General features: G+C 43.2%; 15 protein-coding genes and 1 pseudogene. 6 read left to right on the forward strand and 10 right to left on the reverse strand.

The genetic code is table 11. The features are described 5' to 3' along the window. Nucleotides 1–3 precede the first annotated feature (3 nt). From sufD to sufB, 4 genes are read left to right on the forward strand one after another with little or no spacing between them, the layout of a single operon-like run. On the forward strand, nucleotides 4–1,296 hold the full coding sequence (gene sufD, locus ACTCCX_RS08120; RefSeq protein ID WP_463275522.1) for a Fe-S cluster assembly protein SufD: 1,293 nt from the start codon (nucleotides 4–6) through the stop codon (nucleotides 1,294–1,296). Further along, entirely contained in the window at nucleotides 1,293–2,528 is a 1,236-nt protein-coding gene (locus ACTCCX_RS08125) for a cysteine desulfurase (protein ID WP_463275523.1), read from the forward strand. The genes sufD and ACTCCX_RS08125 overlap by 4 nt, the downstream gene beginning before the upstream one ends. Further along, on the forward strand, nucleotides 2,515–3,000 hold the full coding sequence (sufU, locus tag ACTCCX_RS08130) for a Fe-S cluster assembly sulfur transfer protein SufU (protein ID WP_463275524.1): 486 nt from the start codon (nucleotides 2,515–2,517) through the stop codon (nucleotides 2,998–3,000). The genes ACTCCX_RS08125 and sufU overlap by 14 nt, the downstream gene beginning before the upstream one ends. After that, nucleotides 2,997–4,391 (forward strand): Fe-S cluster assembly protein SufB, encoded by a 1,395-nt coding sequence (sufB, locus tag ACTCCX_RS08135; RefSeq protein ID WP_463275525.1) that lies wholly within the window; start codon nucleotides 2,997–2,999, stop codon nucleotides 4,389–4,391. The genes sufU and sufB overlap by 4 nt, the downstream gene beginning before the upstream one ends. Before the next feature lie 106 nt (nucleotides 4,392–4,497). On the opposite strand, the gene ACTCCX_RS08140 is transcribed toward sufB, so the two are convergent. The 8 genes from ACTCCX_RS08140 to ACTCCX_RS08175 all read right to left on the reverse strand — a co-directional run bounded on the left by ACTCCX_RS08140 (nucleotide 4,498) and on the right by ACTCCX_RS08175 (nucleotide 12,779). Next, complete coding sequence (locus ACTCCX_RS08140) at nucleotides 4,498–5,649, reverse strand: site-specific integrase (protein ID WP_463275526.1); 1,152 nt, start codon at nucleotides 5,647–5,649, stop codon at nucleotides 4,498–4,500. Nucleotides 5,650–6,332: 683 nt separating this feature from the next. Continuing rightward, entirely contained in the window at nucleotides 6,333–6,641 is a 309-nt protein-coding gene (locus tag ACTCCX_RS08145) for a hypothetical protein (RefSeq protein WP_463275527.1), read from the reverse strand. A gap of 25 nt (nucleotides 6,642–6,666) precedes the next feature. Continuing rightward, nucleotides 6,667–7,413, reverse strand: coding sequence for an IS21-like element helper ATPase IstB (istB, locus tag ACTCCX_RS08150; RefSeq protein WP_463275528.1), 747 nt, complete (start codon nucleotides 7,411–7,413; stop codon nucleotides 6,667–6,669). Next, nucleotides 7,410–8,123: a Mu transposase domain-containing protein gene (locus ACTCCX_RS08155; RefSeq protein ID WP_463275529.1), complete on the reverse strand. Its 714-nt coding sequence runs from the start codon at nucleotides 8,121–8,123 to the stop codon at nucleotides 7,410–7,412. Before ACTCCX_RS08155 ends, istB (ACTCCX_RS08150) begins: the two co-directional genes overlap by 4 nt. 205 nt (nucleotides 8,124–8,328) lie before the next feature. Further along, nucleotides 8,329–9,360 carry a tyrosine-type recombinase/integrase gene (locus ACTCCX_RS08160; protein ID WP_068562030.1) on the reverse strand — a complete coding sequence of 344 codons (1,032 nt, stop codon included), beginning with the start codon at nucleotides 9,358–9,360 and terminating at the stop codon, nucleotides 8,329–8,331. Beyond that, nucleotides 9,350–10,324, reverse strand: coding sequence for a tyrosine-type recombinase/integrase (locus ACTCCX_RS08165; protein WP_272161981.1), 975 nt, complete (start codon nucleotides 10,322–10,324; stop codon nucleotides 9,350–9,352). The genes ACTCCX_RS08160 and ACTCCX_RS08165 overlap by 11 nt, the downstream gene beginning before the upstream one ends. Further along, complete coding sequence (locus ACTCCX_RS08170) at nucleotides 10,317–11,894, reverse strand: tyrosine-type recombinase/integrase (protein WP_463275530.1); 1,578 nt, start codon at nucleotides 11,892–11,894, stop codon at nucleotides 10,317–10,319. Before ACTCCX_RS08170 ends, ACTCCX_RS08165 begins: the two co-directional genes overlap by 8 nt. Before the next feature lie 102 nt (nucleotides 11,895–11,996). Beyond that, nucleotides 11,997–12,779, reverse strand: coding sequence for a DDE-type integrase/transposase/recombinase (locus ACTCCX_RS08175; RefSeq protein ID WP_463275531.1), 783 nt, complete (start codon nucleotides 12,777–12,779; stop codon nucleotides 11,997–11,999). 249 nt (nucleotides 12,780–13,028) lie between these two features. On the opposite strand from ACTCCX_RS08175, the gene istA reads away from it, so the two are divergent. Both istA and istB (ACTCCX_RS08185) read left to right on the forward strand, forming a co-directional pair. Beyond that, a complete protein-coding gene (istA, locus tag ACTCCX_RS08180; protein WP_463275532.1) occupies nucleotides 13,029–14,435 on the forward strand; it encodes an IS21 family transposase in 1,407 nt (468 codons plus the stop codon). Next, the gene (gene istB / locus ACTCCX_RS08185) at nucleotides 14,432–15,163 is read left to right on the forward strand and encodes an IS21-like element helper ATPase IstB (RefSeq protein WP_463275533.1); all 732 of its coding nucleotides are present in this window, start codon (nucleotides 14,432–14,434) and stop codon (nucleotides 15,161–15,163) included. Before istA ends, istB (ACTCCX_RS08185) begins: the two co-directional genes overlap by 4 nt. On the opposite strand, the gene ACTCCX_RS08190 is transcribed toward istB (ACTCCX_RS08185), so the two are convergent. After that, a complete protein-coding gene (locus ACTCCX_RS08190) occupies nucleotides 15,124–15,702 on the reverse strand; it encodes an ATP-binding protein (RefSeq protein WP_463275537.1) in 579 nt (192 codons plus the stop codon). The two genes, istB (ACTCCX_RS08185) and ACTCCX_RS08190, sit on opposite strands and share 40 nt — an antisense overlap. A 19-nt stretch (nucleotides 15,703–15,721) precedes the next feature. Beyond that, a pseudogene (locus ACTCCX_RS08195) lies at nucleotides 15,722–16,478 on the reverse strand (transposase); the annotation flags it as partial.

The raw sequence follows: 16,478 nt of genomic DNA on the forward strand, positions 1-16,478 counted from the left end.
CCCATGCTGAACGAAGAAAAAACGTCCTTGTTGGATGCGGTTCGCCTGTTTTCCATTGAAAAGGAAGAACCGGAATGGATGCGCAACAAACGGTTGGAATGGCTTGAAAAATACGAGGAACTGGATTATCCATTGATGGAACGCGTCAGCTACCACCGTTGGCCACTCCTCGAGACGACCATCTCCGCCGGTGCATACGGCGAGGAATTGGTGAACAGCCAAGGACTGCAATACGACTTGGGCGACACACCGAAAATCGTGCAATACGGAAATGTGACGCTGATGGAGCAATTGCCGCAACATTTGATCGATCAAGGCGTCATCTTTACTGATTTATATACGGCTGCTCAGGACTATCCTGAATTGGTCCAAGAATACTACATGACGACAGCCGTGAAACCGGAAGAAGACCGTTTCACCGCTTTCCATACTGCCTTCATGAACAGTGGCGTCTTCCTTTACGTGCCGAAGAACGTCGTCATCGAAGAGCCGTTGGAAGCTCTGTTCATCCAGAATGCCCACGTGAAGGAAAGCTTCGTCAAACACGTGCTTCTGGTCGCTGATGTGAACAGCTCCGTCAAATACGTGGAACGCTACGAAACCGACGGCAACGAAAAGAACAGCGCAAATATCATCGTCGAAGTCATCACGAAACCAGGCGCGCAAGTCAAATTCTCGGCTGTCGATACTTTGGGCGAAAACACGTCCGTCTACATCAATCGTCGCGGCCACCTGTTGAAGGATTCTTTGATCGATTGGGCAATCGGCGTCATGAACGACGGCAACGTCATCTCCGATTTCGATTCCGATCTGATCGGTGAAGGCTCCCACAGCGAAATCAAAGTCGTGGCTGTTTCGACAGGCAGACAAGTACAAGGCATCGATACCCGCGTCACGAACTACGGTAAGCACTCGATCGGCCATATCCTGCAGCACGGGGTCATCATGGACCGTTCGACTTTGACCTTCAACGGTATCGGCCACATCATCAAAGGTGCGAAGGGCGCTGATGCGCAGCAAGAAAGCCGCGTCCTGATGCTGTCCGATAACGCCAGAGGGGATGCAAACCCGATCCTCTTGATCGATGAGAACGACGTCACAGCCGGCCATGCCGCCAGCGTCGGGCGCGTCGATCCGGAAGAGATGTTCTATCTTCTTTCCCGCGGTATCCCGAAGGCAGAAGCAGAGCGTCTGGTCATCCGCGGATTCCTGGGCACGGTCATCGCGGCCATCCCAGTCAAAGAAATCCGTGAAGATTTGGTGGAGATGATCGAAAGGAAGTTGATGAAACTTTGATCGATGCTAATAAAATCAAACAGGACTTCCCGATCCTTTTCCAGACCGTGAACGACGAGCCGCTGATCTATCTGGACAATGCAGCCACTTCACAAAAACCGAACCAGGTGCTGGAAGCCATCCAACATTACTATGAGCAGGACAATGCCAATATTCACCGCGGCGTGCACACGTTGGCGGAACGCGCGACTTCAGCTTATGAAGCCGCCCGCGAAAAACTGCGCCGCTTCATCAATGCCGCTTCGACGAAGGAAGTCCTTTTCACGCGCGGCACGACGACCGGATTGAACTGGGTCGCTGTTGGCTTCGGCGATCTGATCGTCGAAGAGGGTGATGAAATCTACATCACGCCGATGGAGCACCACTCCAACGTGGTTCCTTGGCAACAATTGGCGAAACGCAAGAAGGCTAAATTGGTCTACTTGCCGTTGACTGCGGATGGCTTCGTCGATGTCGAAAAATCGGCCGAGATCATCACTGCAAAAGGCAAAATTCTGTCGGTCTGCCATTCCTCGAACGTCTTGGGGATCACCAACCCGATCAAGGAACTGGCCGCATTGATCCACCAGCACAACGGCTACATCGTCGTGGACGGCGCCCAATCGACGCCGCACATGAAAGTCGATGTGCAGGCATTGGATGCCGATTTCTACGCCTTCAGCGGCCACAAGATGCTCGGGCCTACCGGTTCCGGCGTACTTTACGGCAAGGAAGCCTTGCTTGAAAAGATGGAGCCTGTCGAATTCGGCGGCGAAATGATCGATTTCGTTTATGATCAGGAAAGCACTTGGAGTGTCCTGCCTTGGAAATTCGAAGCCGGCACACCGAACATCGCCGGCGGAATCGGCCTTGGGGCTGCCGTCGACTATCTGGAAGCGATCGGCATGGATGCCATCGAAGCCTACGAGAAGGAAATGGTGCGTTATGTGCTGCCGAAACTGCAAGCAATCGAAGGCATCACTGTCTACGGTCCGGCCGATCCGGATAAGCACACGGGCGTCATCACCTTCAACCTGGAAGGGATACATCCGCATGATTTGGCTACGGCTTTCGACATGGAAGGCATCGCCGTCCGCGCCGGCCATCACTGCGCGCAGCCGTTGATGCGTTATTTGGATGTATCTTCGACAGCCCGGGCGAGTTTCTATTTCTACAACACATTCGAAGAGGCCGATCAATTCATCGCCTCCTTGCATAAAATAAAGGAGTTTTTCAAAGATGGCTTTATCTAAACTAGAAAACCTATACCGCCATGTCATTCTTGACCACTCCAGTCATCCGCACAATTACGGCACTTTGGAAAACGCCGACGAACAGATCGAGCTGAACAACCCGACCTGCGGCGACGTCATCACTTTGCAATTGGCGATGGACGGTGACACGATCAAGGCCGCCAAATTTTCCGGCCACGGCTGCAGCATCAGCACAGCCAGCGCCAGCATGATGACGGACGTTGTCATCGGCAAAACAAAGACAGAAGCAGTGGCTTTGGCGGAAGAATTTTTCCTGCTGGTCCAGGACAAAATCGAGCCGAATGAAAAACACCTCGGCGAAGCGATCGTCCTGAACGGCGTCGCGAAATTCCCGGCCCGCATCAAATGCGCCACTTTGGCTTGGAAGGCTTTGGAAAGAGCGATTATCCAGGACAAAAAAGAACAAGGGGAAGAACAAGCGGAATCCCCGCATGAAGGAGAGATTGTATGAGTGAAGTACCAGTAGTTGACGATTATAAATTTGGCTTTCATGACGACGCAAAAATCATCTATTCAACCGGAAAAGGACTGACTGAAGAAATCGTCAGGGAAATATCCGAATCCAAGGATGAACCGCAATGGATGTTGGATTTCCGTCTGAAATCATTGGAAGCATACCACAAAGCAGGGTTGCCGAAATGGGGACCTGACTTAACCGATCTAAAATTCGACGACATCACCTATTTCCAGAAAGCCACTGACAAAGTTGCCCGGACGTGGGACGATGTGCCTGACGAAATCAAGGAAACTTTCGAAAAAATCGGGATTCCTGAAGCCGAGCGTGCCTATCTGGCCGGCGTAACGGTCCAGTACGAGTCGGAAGCCGTCTATCACAACATGAAGGACGAGTTTGAGAAATTAGGCATCGTCTTCACCGATACGGACACAGCTCTGAAGGAATATCCGGAAATCTTCAAGGAACATTTCGCCACGGTTGTACCACCGACAGACAACTTCCAAGCAGCTTTGAATTCAGCTGTTTGGTCCGGTGGTACGTTCATCTATGTTCCGAAAGGCGTCAAATGTGATGTGCCGTTGCAGACTTACTTCCGTATCAACAATGAAGGCTCCGGCCAATTCGAACGCACGTTGATCGTCGTTGACGAAGGCGCCAGCGTCCACTATGTTGAAGGTTGTACCGCACCGACTTATTCGGCCGACAGCCTGCATGCCGCAGTCGTTGAGATCATCGTGAAGAAGGATGCTTATTGCCGCTACACGACCATCCAAAACTGGTCCGGAAATGTCTACAATTTGGTGACGAAACGTGCCGTAGCCCTGGAAAATGCGACCATGGAATGGATTGACGGCAACTTGGGTGCCAAAGTGACCATGAAATACCCAAGTATCTTCCTGAACGGCCGTGGCGCCAAAGGAACGATGCTTTCCGTAGCTTTCGCCGGCAAAGGTCAACTGCAGGATACCGGCGCAAAAATGATCCACAACGCACCGCACACGTCCAGCTCGATTGTCTCCAAGTCGATCGCCAAAGACGGCGGGGCAGTGAACTATCGCGGACAAGTGAAGTTCGGGAAGAAATCGGAAGGATCAATCTCGCATATCGAATGCGACACGATCATCATGGACGACATCTCCACTTCCGACACAATCCCGTTCAACGAAATCCACAATGGCAGAGTCTCCCTGGAGCACGAAGCCAAAGTTTCCAAAATCTCTGAAGAGCAGCTTTACTACCTGATGAGCCGTGGCCTCAGCGAGTCCCAAGCGACCGAAATGATCGTCATGGGCTTCGTAGAGCCATTCACAAAAGAACTTCCGATGGAGTATGCAGTCGAGTTGAATAGACTTATTGCGTATGAAATGGAAGGGTCTGTAGGATAAAACATCAAATATAGGCTAGAAAGGGCTGCGCAAAGCCTTTTCTAGCCTTTTTATTTTTACGGAAATAGCGCAGTGAATTCCATTTTGAATTCCACTCTGTTGAGAATCAAAAATTGAAGCGTTCCGCGAATTTTTCGTCAGCGTTGTCTTCCGCTTTCTTGGTCACATGCGTGTATATATTCATAGTTGTGTTAATGTTGCTATGGCCCAGCCTCTCTTTGACAACCTGAATTGGTGTCCCAGCTTCGAACCAGAGCGAGCAGTGAGTGTGCCGGAAGCCGTGAATGGTTATATGTTTCAGTTTGTACTTACGTTCAAGCGTGTTCAGCCAATCATTCACTGTCGGACCATTGTATAGCTTGTTTTCTGGATAGGTAGTAAAAACGAGTTGCTCTTTTGAGCTTGTGTTAATCCCTCGTTTGAAGTACATCTTCCTTTGGCTTGCACGCCATCCCATTAGAATATCGGCCGTTTTTTTATCAATGGAGATCTCTCTGTAAGATTCGAAAGTCTTCGGGGTTGAAACGATCACAACGCCATCTTTGTCAACGGTCTGCGTTTTTGAAATGGTGATTCTTTTTGATTTGAAATTAATGTCATCACATGTCAAGGCTAACGCTTCTCCACGCCTGCAGCCGGTAAATGCGAGGAGACGGAAGAAGGTTGTGAATTTTTCGTTACCGTAATCCTCGCAGCATTCAAGGAAATATTTCAGCTCTTCGGCATCGAGATAGTTTTCCTCTTGCTGCAAAGGCTGCTCCTTTTTTTGTCGCGGAAGCTTCAGCATCTTCATGGGGTTCGCGTCTATGATCCCCATCAATAACGCATAATTCAATGTTTCGGAAACAATGCGTTTTGGATACTTAGCGTTTTTGAAGTGATCCGTCCATTTATTCAGAATTTTTTGGCAGAAAGCGATGTCTATTTTTTCGATAAACAGATTGCCGAAGTAAGGTAGAACGTGCAACTCGGCATAGCGTTTTGTCGTTCCATACGATCCTGGCTTCACTTCGCGTTCATGTTGCTGCAACCATAATTCATAAACATCGCTGAAGCGGTACCGTTGCTTTTTTTGGGTGGTATGCAAACCATCCGCTGAGTTCACCTTCAGCCTGGCCTCCATCACTTCCGCTTCCTTCTTTGTGGCGAACCCTCTCCTTGTGGTGCTTTTTTTCTTCCCGGTAACGGGATCGATGCCTAAGTACACCTGTGCTAAATAAGCTTTTGAACCATCTTTCTTTCTGTATTCCTTTATCAATTTAAAAACCTCCTGATCTCTCTTGCCCGCCAGCGCGAAAGAACTATTCGTTGGTTCTTAAATATGCTAAAATGAACATACACAAAGAAGCCTTGTCATGAGGCTCTTTCTACTAAACACCACTTTCGCTTTGGTCGGGGAGAGTGGTGTTTTTTATTTATTCACATAATACTCTTCTAACTGTTTATATACATGTTGTAGCTGTGCTAAGTATTCCGATGTAGACTGATTAAGTGCGTATTTTGTTGATCTGCCTTTTCCTGTTTAGTGCAAAATAAAAGTACAGAGTTTTGCAGGAGAAAACTACACAACTCTGCAATATAAAAAGTCCATTGCTGACACCTTGATATCCGCCACAGGAAATTACCAGCAGTGACATAGTTATTACCACCTAGTGACACCGATATTACCAGTGAGTGCCAGACAAGTTACCAGTGAGAAAAATAATCGAGAAAAGCTGCCCTAATCCTTTAAATAAAGGAAATGGACAGCTTTTCGTGAATAAGGCTAAAATGCACAATCGGTGAATAAACTTTACCAGTAAGTGTGCAGAGAGTTTAACACCAACGATACTGACCTTAAGGTCACCTAAGAGCCATTCCATATAATCCAGGAACGGCTCTTAGGTCATTTCAAGTATGTTTTCTAACTGTAAAATTTAAAGTTAGAATTGGGTGATGCTGCTATAGACCTTTCATTATCTCGGAAACAGGGTGATTTTTATTCCATTCGATACGCTCCTCAATGAGACTTTGGTACTTTCTGTACGCGGAATAATCATCAAACGTTTGGTAAATATCCCCCAAAAGGTCGGGAAATGGCGGACGATTTTTATCCGATAAGGTATTGATTGTGCGTCTGAGTTCGACGACCTGTTCTTCTAATTCAGCTGAATATTCAACTAGAGCCACGATAAAAGAAATAAGTTCGTACTCCTCAGATTGCTTTTCTAACATTTTATGATAATCTTCGGTTTCATCTTCATAACACATATTCGTCTAAACCTCCTATTGAAAATCAGTTCCGGATGCCATGCCGTTCACGCATAGATATTTCTCCATCTATCAGTAATTGGATTGAGTTATGGACGATTCGATCCATAATCGCTTCAGCTACAGTTCCATTTCCGAGTTTGTGGGGCCATCCTTGCGGATCAATTTGGGAACAGAAAATAGTCGATTTGAGCTTGTATCTCATTTCCACGATTTCAAGAACTATTGCAGCCTGTTCTGGCGAGATATCGATTAAGAGCCATTCGTCAAGAATCAGTAAATCCACCTTGGCAATCTTCTTAATACTTTTGCGGTAAGAATCATCATTTCGATAGTGCTCTACCATCAATTCATCCAGTAACTCTGGAAGACGCACATACTTTACAGTGTGGTGTTGTCGGCAGGCTGATATGCCGAAAGCCTGTGCGATATAGCTTTTACCGGCCCCAGTTGGACCTTTGATGATAATGTTATTTGTTTGTCGAATGTAATTGCAGCTGGATAGTTCCAAGATGCGCATCTTCTCTAATCTCCGGTCCTCGTGGTATTCGATGTCTTCAATACAAGCCTGTGAATCTTGAAAGTTTGCACTCTTGATTAATCTTTTTAACGTGTTCGATTTGCGTCTGTCGTACTCATGATCAATCAGCAGTTGGAATCTTTCTTCAAAACTCATTTTTTTGAACTCCGGTGCACTCTCTTGATGCTGATATCCTTCTACCATCCCTGCTAATTTCATTGAGATCATTTTGCTTATTGTTTGTTCGTTCATTGTGTTTTTCCTCCCCAATAATCTTTTCCACGCGTAAATCCGAAATCGTCCTGAGACTTGCTTGGTTTTTCTATTGCTTGTTCGGCATCTTTTTTCTTGTTTGCTTTCAGTTGATTTTGAACTAATTTGACCGTCGGTCGTTGGGTGACATTTAATATTTCCTTGCACGCTCTTTCGATTTCGTACTTGGTATAACGGCGGGAACTATTTTTTAAGGAAAAAATAGAGGAGAGCGCCTTGCGTTCAACTTGATAGGTGTCTAAAAGATATTGAATAAGGCGTAGAGTGTTCTCTCCAATCGTTTCCGCCCATTGGATGGCGTTTTCCGGTGTCTGCTCGACATACAGTTTGTGGTTATCCGGCATGTGATCATTACTGGTGGATAACTGACCGAATTTCCCATATAATCGGGAGTGCGTAGCTACTCGCATTTGTTTGAAGAAAACCTCGATGAGATGCTCGGAAACACGTACATCGACGTTTTTCGCGATATATTCATATGGAACGGAATAAAACATATTCCCAATACTGATGTGATAATCCAGGCGTACTTTAGCGGTTCTCCACTCGGCCATTTTATATGGTTTTGCTGGTAGAGGGGAAAGTGCGAACTTCTCCTCTTCTTCAAACGCTGTAAAGCGAGTGCCTTTCTTTTTCGAAAAATCTCTGTGATTAAATTCTTCGAGCTTCTCGCCGACTTTTTGATTCAAATCGCTTAGCGTAAAACAATGCTCATTCCTTAGAGCCGCAATAATCCATGTCGATATAGTGCTGACTGAGCCTTCAACAGATGCTTTATCCTTGTTATATTCAATTGAAAATAAAAAAGATTATCCTCAAACTCAGATTATCCTCAAAAAAGCCACAGACTGCTCTAGTTATCGAGAGGGCTCTGTGGCTTTTGAGGATAATAATCTAGTTCAATCCACAAAATTCTAAAAGATATTCTTCCTTGCCTTTCCACTTTTTCTGTTGCTTTAAATTTGGGATGTCTTGCACTGACTCCAATGCATTTTTAATAGTTTCGCCGTCGGCGTACGAATAAACTGATGTGGTCTCTAAGCTTTTATGTCCCAGAAAATCCTTGATGTAAGAAATTGGAATACCCTCCTTATACATTGCCATCGCGATACTATGCCGTAACATATGAGCATGAAGATTAATTGGGAAACTAGGATCTCCATTGTATGCAAGACGCGCGTACTTTTTCAAAAAATGATCAACCGTTCCTGGTTTCATCTGGGTGTGCATTGAATCATGGATTGTATAAAATAAAAAATCAGACTTATCCGAGTGATTATGGAATTCATTTAAATATGCCTCTAAATGCTTTATTGTAGCCTTCAGTAATGGAACATAACGAGTTTTGTGCCCCTTCCCTTGAATTCTGAGCTGAACAGAATGATCCCCATAAACTATGGAATCGCACGTAAGGCTAAGAAGTTCTTGTAGGCGTGCACCGGTCTCATACGCAAAAATCATGAAAAAACGATCTCGTCTGCCTAACTTCGTTGTGGCATCAGGTGCCAAAAATAAATTTTTTATTTGAGCTTGGTTGAGATATTCTATGCGCTCTTTTTTTGATGCTCTGAAAGTATGGATACTACAAACTTCCAAATAAATGGGCGTTAATTCAATATGTTCTTCACTACAGAACTTCAGAAACGATTTGATAGCAGCTAACCGGAGGTTGAGGGTCTGATAAGAACAGTTGCGTGAATCTTTAAGCCACATGAGATAGCCATATATATTACTTCTGCTAAAGCAGGAAAAATCCATTGAATCAAAGCTGATCCCTTTTTCGTCTGAAAAATATTTCCTCAATAGTTTCAAGGATTGTTTATAGGCACGTACAGTCTTGTCGCTAAAATTACGCCTTGTAACTAAGTAATCTGTCAAGAAATCTCGTAATAATTGGTAGAACTGCATTTTTTTATCAGTACTCATCATATACCTCCGGTATTATGTCATCGTTAATACTAGATAATCTTTCTTCAATTTCAGGATAAAACGATTCTACGAGAGTAAGATAGTAGTCTGTTTCTGTAAAATGCGAATGTCCCATATACTCACTTAAATATGGGTAAAGACCTGTGACATTCTCATTCTCTCTGACCCAAGAGTTTAGTCTGTGTACAGCGTACGTGTGTCTAAGATCATGAACTCTTGGTGAATTCCCTGTTACCAATTGCGCTTCGGGGAGATTATCCCAGAATTCATGAAACCAATGATCAATAGTACTTTTGTTATAAAATTCTCCATTTATATTTGGAAAGAATGCTTGTCGCATCGGGAAAATTTCTTCTATATTTTGGTTATATTCTCTACACACCTCTAAAAGATCCGGGCTCATAAATAATATTCTTGCTTTCCAACCTTTCGACTCCCGAATCAAAATCTGTCCGTTCGTTAAGTTAACATCGGTAATGTTCAACAGTCTGGCTTCGGAAGACCTCAGTCCACAACAATACAACAAGCGAAATAGTACAGGAATAACATAACAGCGTGTAGGGGAAAAAGGAGAAACGGGACAACTATCAATTGCATGAAAAAAGGCCTGTAATTCTTTTGTAGTAAAAATATGAGCTTCATATTGGAGCTGTTTATTAGGGATGTTCCCAGGGAGGATGTACGCTGCATGCCCAATGGCATGTAAATATTTACCAAATTGTCGGATAGGCGTAATCCGTCTTAAAAGGCCATTAGGATGTTCATTTGGTTTGTAGTGTATCCATTTATCGACAATCTCTTTTGTTAAAGACTCTATATCTGGAAAATATTCAAAAACCATGTCATCGAAATGGTATAGAATTCGTGCTGATGATTGATAAGGGAACCCAACAGATTGCTTTTGAGCAATAAAGGTTTCTAAATGCGGACCTAATCTGCTTTTAAAGATATGCTCACTCAAATTTATCCTCTCCCCAATGTATTTTCCCAATTTCTGAAAGATCTAAAGCACACATACGCAGCATAGATTCTTCGAGAGAGATATAAGGTTTGTCTGATTCTTTTGAAGTATGCCCAAGAATATCTGTTACGACCTGATGAGGAACCTTAGCTGAAAGTAAACGATGAGTTAGTGTATAACGAAATAGATGCAAACCTTTGGTTTTGCCATTTACTGGTTGGATTTTTAATTTATTCAGGAGTTTTGAACAAAAAGGATAAGCAGATGAGATTTTATTGTAGGGAGCTTGCTTTCTTAAAAAGATGTAGGGGTAATCTATACGCGGATGGCGTTCATGTAAGATGTATTCCATGAGGGCATTACCGATCTCAGGTAATAGGGGAAAAATGATTGATTCACCAGTCTTTTGCTGGACTACATACAGTTTTTCCTTATTCCAATCAATGCTTTGAAGGGTTAAGTTGCAGACGTCTGAGTCCCTTAGGCCGAAACGTAGAGCGAGTAATATTATGGCTTTGGTTCGCATGGATTCCTGCTCTAGTTGCTCAATCAAGCGCCGCTCATCTTCTACAGACAGATAGGCTGAGACATTGCCTTTTTGAATAAATCTGCTCATGATAACATTTGAAAGATTATAATCGGTAACGTTGTTCTCAAACAAAAAGGTTAAGAGGCTTCTTAATATCGGCAATATAGTGGCCATACTTTTTTTATTGCAGATGGTTGAAAATGACGCGATGATCAATTGGGTTTCTTCATAAGATAATCCGGCTAATTCTTCAATTGTTTGTATTTCTGCCAATGATAAGGTTTTACGGAAAACATAGTCGTACAGATTAATTGTAGCTTTACTAAGGTTTTTTTCACTTAATGTGTTGATATAAATGGTGCGGAGTTCTTCTAAATCGTGATCCGTAAAAGACAAATTTTGTTGAATAGGTTTCCAGTTAAATGTACCTGTGTCAGCGACTTCCAAAAGAACATGTGCAGCCTTTCTGTTCATTTTCCATTTCCACTCATTCATTAAGCATTTACTTCGTAATCCATTTATTTCAGAAATATACTGTTGTAATACTTCGCTTGCATAGATGCCTGCGTTTTGTTTATTAAAATAGTCGCGTATATCTAGCCAAGAGTGTTTATATTGTCCTATTGTAGATGATGATAATTTCAAGCCCCTCATTTCTAATTCAGACTTTATAATCAAGTGATCGATTGTAATCTGAATTGATATGGGGTAGCTCACATCTTTGAAAAAATCCTTCGTTTCATCTTCCGTCGGAAGAGAGCTTCTGTTAAATGGATTTCCGCGCTCATCTTTGGCATGAGTGCCGGCATAATAATCTACTAATTTAACGCATTGCCTATGTCTCGAACTTCTTTCCTTGGAATTTCTGTCATCTTCAATAAAAGCATCATAAAGTTTCTGGCATGGAACAGTGATATTCATTTTAGATGCCATTTGCGATAATTGGTTGCAATAAAAATGTAGCGACTCGAAAGATGAAGATGCAAGTTGAGGTTTTCTCTCTGTCAAAACAACGCTGATTATTTCTTCCAGTTTTTCCATCTCTAGTCCTCCTCATACTATAATCGATCAGTCAAAGAATACCACCAATGGAAAATATTATCTTCAAAAAAGCCACAGGCATCTCTAGTGAAAGAGCTTGTCCTATGGCTTTTTGAAGATAATCTGAGTTTGAGGATAATCTTGTGGAGCCCTGACCCTTGCAGGCATGCATAAAGTCCCATAATGGTCGCACATTTCCCGGTAGGTTGGATTCAGCACGAGCTCTTTCAGCGTATGACGGGTAACAGAGGTTTTAAGGTTATCCGGAACAACAATCTGCGTATTTCCTCCAAAGTATTCAAAAGCGCGGTTATGTGCACCGATCCAGGCGTTCATGTCCATGGATAAGGTAGCCTCGGCATAGGATAATTGGCTACACGGAAGCGTTGCGACAAAAACATAAGCCTTTATTTTTTCCCCTGTATCCCGATCAATGATAAATGCTGTTGATCCTGCCCAGTCCACTTCCATTATTTCTCCCGGTTTTCTACGGACCCTAAGGGTTGCTTTGTACTTATCCGCATAAGCTTTGTAATGACGTAAAAATGACCGATAGGTATAGGGAATTTTACCATTCGCACGACAATTAACTTCATACTCATAGTGAAGCAGCGACAAAGTCACATTGGGTTTAGCCAGTTCCTTGTGCACGAGTTCAAAATCAATCATGCCGTACCCTGAATTCTCAATGGCTTTGTAAGGATACAAAAATTCTTCTATCCAATGGTCATCCATCTCCTCTGTCAGTGGACATTCCAGTCCTTTTTCCTTAGCCAACTGAAGAATTTCAGTGACTTTCGGCCGACCGTGACCAGTACTTGCAGAGACCGTCCGCAAGCTCAAGCCCTCATGGGCCATTTCCAATATTTTCCGATACTGAATCATAAAAAATACCTCCAATATAATGTTTTTGCACGCTGTAGTGCTCCTTCATTATATTGGAGGTATTGTTGATTTAATCATCTATTTTGTCGAGTGGTAACTTCAATGTCATTGAGTGGTAAGTTTGGTGTCACTAGGTGGTAATAACTATGTCACTAGTGGTAATTTTGGTTGTCGGATATCACACCTAAATGAATAACCTACAATAGAGTTGTCGAGACTTATATTGGAGGATCAAAAAGGATGTTAACAATGGACCAAATTAATCATATCAAAGATACAAGAAATGAAGAAGGACTTTCGATCAATCAGATTGCAAAAAAGGAAGGAATTAATTGGAGGACTGCAAAGAAGTACGCATACTCTGCGGTTCTTCCGAAAGAACGAAAACAGACGAATAATGGCATGATGTATACCGAAGGATGGAACGAAATTGTAGATGGCTGGTTATTCGAGGACAGCCGGGAGACTCGAAAGAATCGGCGAACCCGTAAAGCGATATTCGAGCAGCTCCAGAAGCTTGGTTTTACAGGTGGGTATCGAACAGTTTGTCAATATATTCAGGATACGAAAAAGGAAGAACACAAAGCGCCAGCATATGAGAAATTGGAACACCCCGCGGGTGAAGCACAACTAGACTTCGGAACGTATCGCGTCGCCTACGAGAATAATTTCCGCATGATCAAGCTTTTGGTATTGGCCTATCCTCATTGCAATCGAGCCTTTGCGGTAGCTATGCCTCGGGAGAATCGGGAATGTTTCTTAACGGGTTTGAAGAAACTCTTCGAGCTCTCGGGCGGTGTTCCAACTGAAATACGTATTGATAATTTGGCAGCTGCAGTTGTTCAACCGAAGAAAGGCAAGGAAGACACTGTATTCGCTGAGGAATTTGAGCTGTTCCGTTCCTACTATCGTTTCAAAGCAGTCGCTTGTAACGCCTATTCAGGGCATGAAAAAGGAGCCGTTGAAAATAAGGTAGGTTATATCCGCTACAACTTCTTTGATGAAATCCCCTTGATGACGAGCTTTGAGCAGATGACGGACTGGCTGAATAAAAAATTAGCCGAAGATAGTCTGCGAAACCATTACCAAAAGCACTTCACAATCGATGAATTATGGAAAACAGAATCAGAATCTCTGCTGCGTTTACCTACTGAACCGTATTCTGTCTTTAGTTACAAGGACAGCAAAACGAATAAGTATGGGGAATTGAGAATAGATGGAGAATCAATCCATATTCCCAAGGCCGGACGAAACAGTCAGCTGCTGGTGAAATACACTTGGAATCAATTCACTTGCGTGAATCGTAACGGAGAGTTGGTACATCAAGGATACCGCCCCTACATGAACGAAACAATTCCTGTGGATTGGGAGCAAAAATTCAAAGACTGGCGAATGAAGCCTGGAGCAGTCAAACATTCGCGTTACACAAAATTACTTCCGCCCAATATCAAGCTTTATTTGGTGGAGCAAAATTCCGCAACCGTTCGAGATAGGATCCGCCAGCTGTACCAACTTTTGAAAAAATACTCACTAGAGACGTTGGATGAGCGTTTTGAAGAGCTGGTATTATCCAATCTTGGATTGATTGAGTCTCAAGCAGAGGTTGATATGACACGCTATGATCAGCTGGGACCTAAGGCGGTGAAGCAGTTATGAATGAGGAGTTAAAAAGTTTGTGCAAGAGGCTCCGCTTGGCATATATTCATGACTATGCCACCCAGCAGGTAATTACAGAGCACGAACAACGAATTATACTCGAATGCCTTCGGCATGAACAGGAAGAACGAGAGACAGCAAAAGCAAACCGCTTAGTGAAACAGGCGGGCTTCCACAGTGACAAGCACCTTAAGAACTACGTCTGGCATAACCAAATCGGTTTCCCTTCTTACCTTACGAAGGAAGAACTGGTCAGCTTGGATTTCATTGAGAAAAAAGAGAACTTGATATTTATTGGTACCCCTGGAACAGGCAAAACGTCGTTGGCAACCGGTTTAGGTCTTGAAGCCTGTTTACAAGGCAAACAGGTTCGCTTTTACCGGGTCTTAGATTTAGTCGACAAACTCCTTAGAGCCACCAAAAAAGGCACTTTGGAACGAACACGAAAAAGTATCCAGAACTGCGATTTATTAATCTTAGACGAATTAGGATACTTGCCTCTTGAACAAGAAGGAGCGGAGCTCCTGTTCCATTTGATTTCAGACTTTTATGAACGCAAAAGTTTGATAATCACAACGAATTTAGAATTCAGCTCTTGGAATAAGGTTTTTCAAGATCCGCGCTTAACCAGTGCGTTAGTAGATCGTTTGATTCACCACGCGCATATTTTCTCATTTTCTGGCGAAAGCTATCGGTTTACAAATGCATTATCAACCAGAAAACTGTAAAAAAATAGGGTCAGCAATGTTCTGTATTTTTTCTCTGCAATCTTCTGCACTTTTCTCTTGCAAAACACATTTCCGTCTTGCTCAATCAGTTTATTGTCTATTAGTGTTTTAATAGCCTGATCGGAATAATACTTTGTTAAATTTAACTTGTCTCTTATTTCAGAGCTGGATATTGGCAACATGCTTTTTTGTAAAAGCCTTAATATTTTCTTCTCATTGTCACCTAAACCTGGATGAGCATCTGCGATGTCTATTTTCCACAATTTTATAATTGTTTTATAAGTTTCATTTTTTACGTCTGGCAATTTCAATTTGTTTTTTTGCGCAGCCTGGAATATTTTTGGCTCTCCAGATCCAGCTCTCTCACATAATCCCACTCGTCTAAACAATGTAACAATAGTATTATTTCTCGGTTTTGAATCTCCACCTCGAAGAAATTCTTCTACGGAAATTTTCATGTTCCCAGGATTTGAGAAAATATAGTATCCCCGATAGGCTTCTATTTTAATAGGTTCATTATACTGGTAGTCAGCATGTATTACCTAGATTCCCAAAAAATTATAACGTGGTCGGGGGCACAACACCTAAGGTGTTATATAATTGCGACTGCTTCTTCGTAACCTCACCCACTCGCAATGCACTGCCTGGATTTTCAAATGCCTCAATGACATCCAATTCGTCCAGTAATTCCTGCATCGTGTAATTTTTATACAGCTCTTTTTCGGACATCTGCTTTTTGATGTACGATAAATAGATCAATGCGATGAACTGCACGAATAATTTTCCTTCAAGCGAACTTTCTGATGAAACGGCTGTGCGCCGTAAATTCAGCCGCTCTTTAAGATTTCCAAAGGCTTTCTCAACGATGTCTTTGTTACGGTACAAATCTAAAGCGGCGATGGGATCCTTGATTTCATTGCTGATGAGGGCTCCCGGAAACTAGTTCTGCTTCGAGCCGATCAAGAAGCGCATTGAAACGGTTCTCGTGCTCCAGTGCTTTTTCACCGCTAAAATAAAGATGCAGGTACATCCGCCGTTTCCCTTCAATCACATCGCCTTTGTACGGGCGTTTCTGTGAATACTCCCAGTCTATCGTTGCAGTATGGCTGTAAAGTTGGTAGCTGGCATTGTAATTAGCGCGTGTGCGGATGTTATCTCGAACCTTGTTCAGTTCTTCCTGCACGTATTTCAGGGATACTTTTGTGGCCATCAAAAATTTCAAATGATTTTGGTACAAGGCATCGATATTTTCCTTGCTGTAAAACCCTCGGTCCATTACGAGTTTGACCTTGCTAAAACCAAGATTGCCTAGATC

Source organism: Trichococcus sp. (genome assembly GCF_055118575.1).

Excerpts from the sequence above, each read along its gene's own strand:
- istA (WP_463275532.1), top strand. The coding sequence starts at position 13,029 with ATGGACCAAATTAATCATATCAAAGATACAAGAAATGAAGAAGGACTT.
- istB (WP_463275528.1), bottom strand. The coding sequence starts at position 7,413 with ATGAACGAACAAACAATAAGCAAAATGATCTCAATGAAATTAGCAGGG.
- sufB (WP_463275525.1), top strand. The coding sequence starts at position 2,997 with ATGAGTGAAGTACCAGTAGTTGACGATTATAAATTTGGCTTTCATGAC.
- istB (WP_463275533.1), top strand. The coding sequence starts at position 14,432 with ATGAATGAGGAGTTAAAAAGTTTGTGCAAGAGGCTCCGCTTGGCATAT.
- sufD (WP_463275522.1), top strand. The coding sequence starts at position 4 with ATGCTGAACGAAGAAAAAACGTCCTTGTTGGATGCGGTTCGCCTGTTT.
- ACTCCX_RS08175 (WP_463275531.1), bottom strand. The coding sequence starts at position 12,779 with ATGATTCAGTATCGGAAAATATTGGAAATGGCCCATGAGGGCTTGAGC.
- sufU (WP_463275524.1), top strand. The coding sequence starts at position 2,515 with ATGGCTTTATCTAAACTAGAAAACCTATACCGCCATGTCATTCTTGAC.
- ACTCCX_RS08160 (WP_068562030.1), bottom strand. The coding sequence starts at position 9,360 with ATGAGTACTGATAAAAAAATGCAGTTCTACCAATTATTACGAGATTTC.
- ACTCCX_RS08145 (WP_463275527.1), bottom strand. The coding sequence starts at position 6,641 with ATGTGTTATGAAGATGAAACCGAAGATTATCATAAAATGTTAGAAAAG.
- ACTCCX_RS08170 (WP_463275530.1), bottom strand. The coding sequence starts at position 11,894 with ATGGAAAAACTGGAAGAAATAATCAGCGTTGTTTTGACAGAGAGAAAA.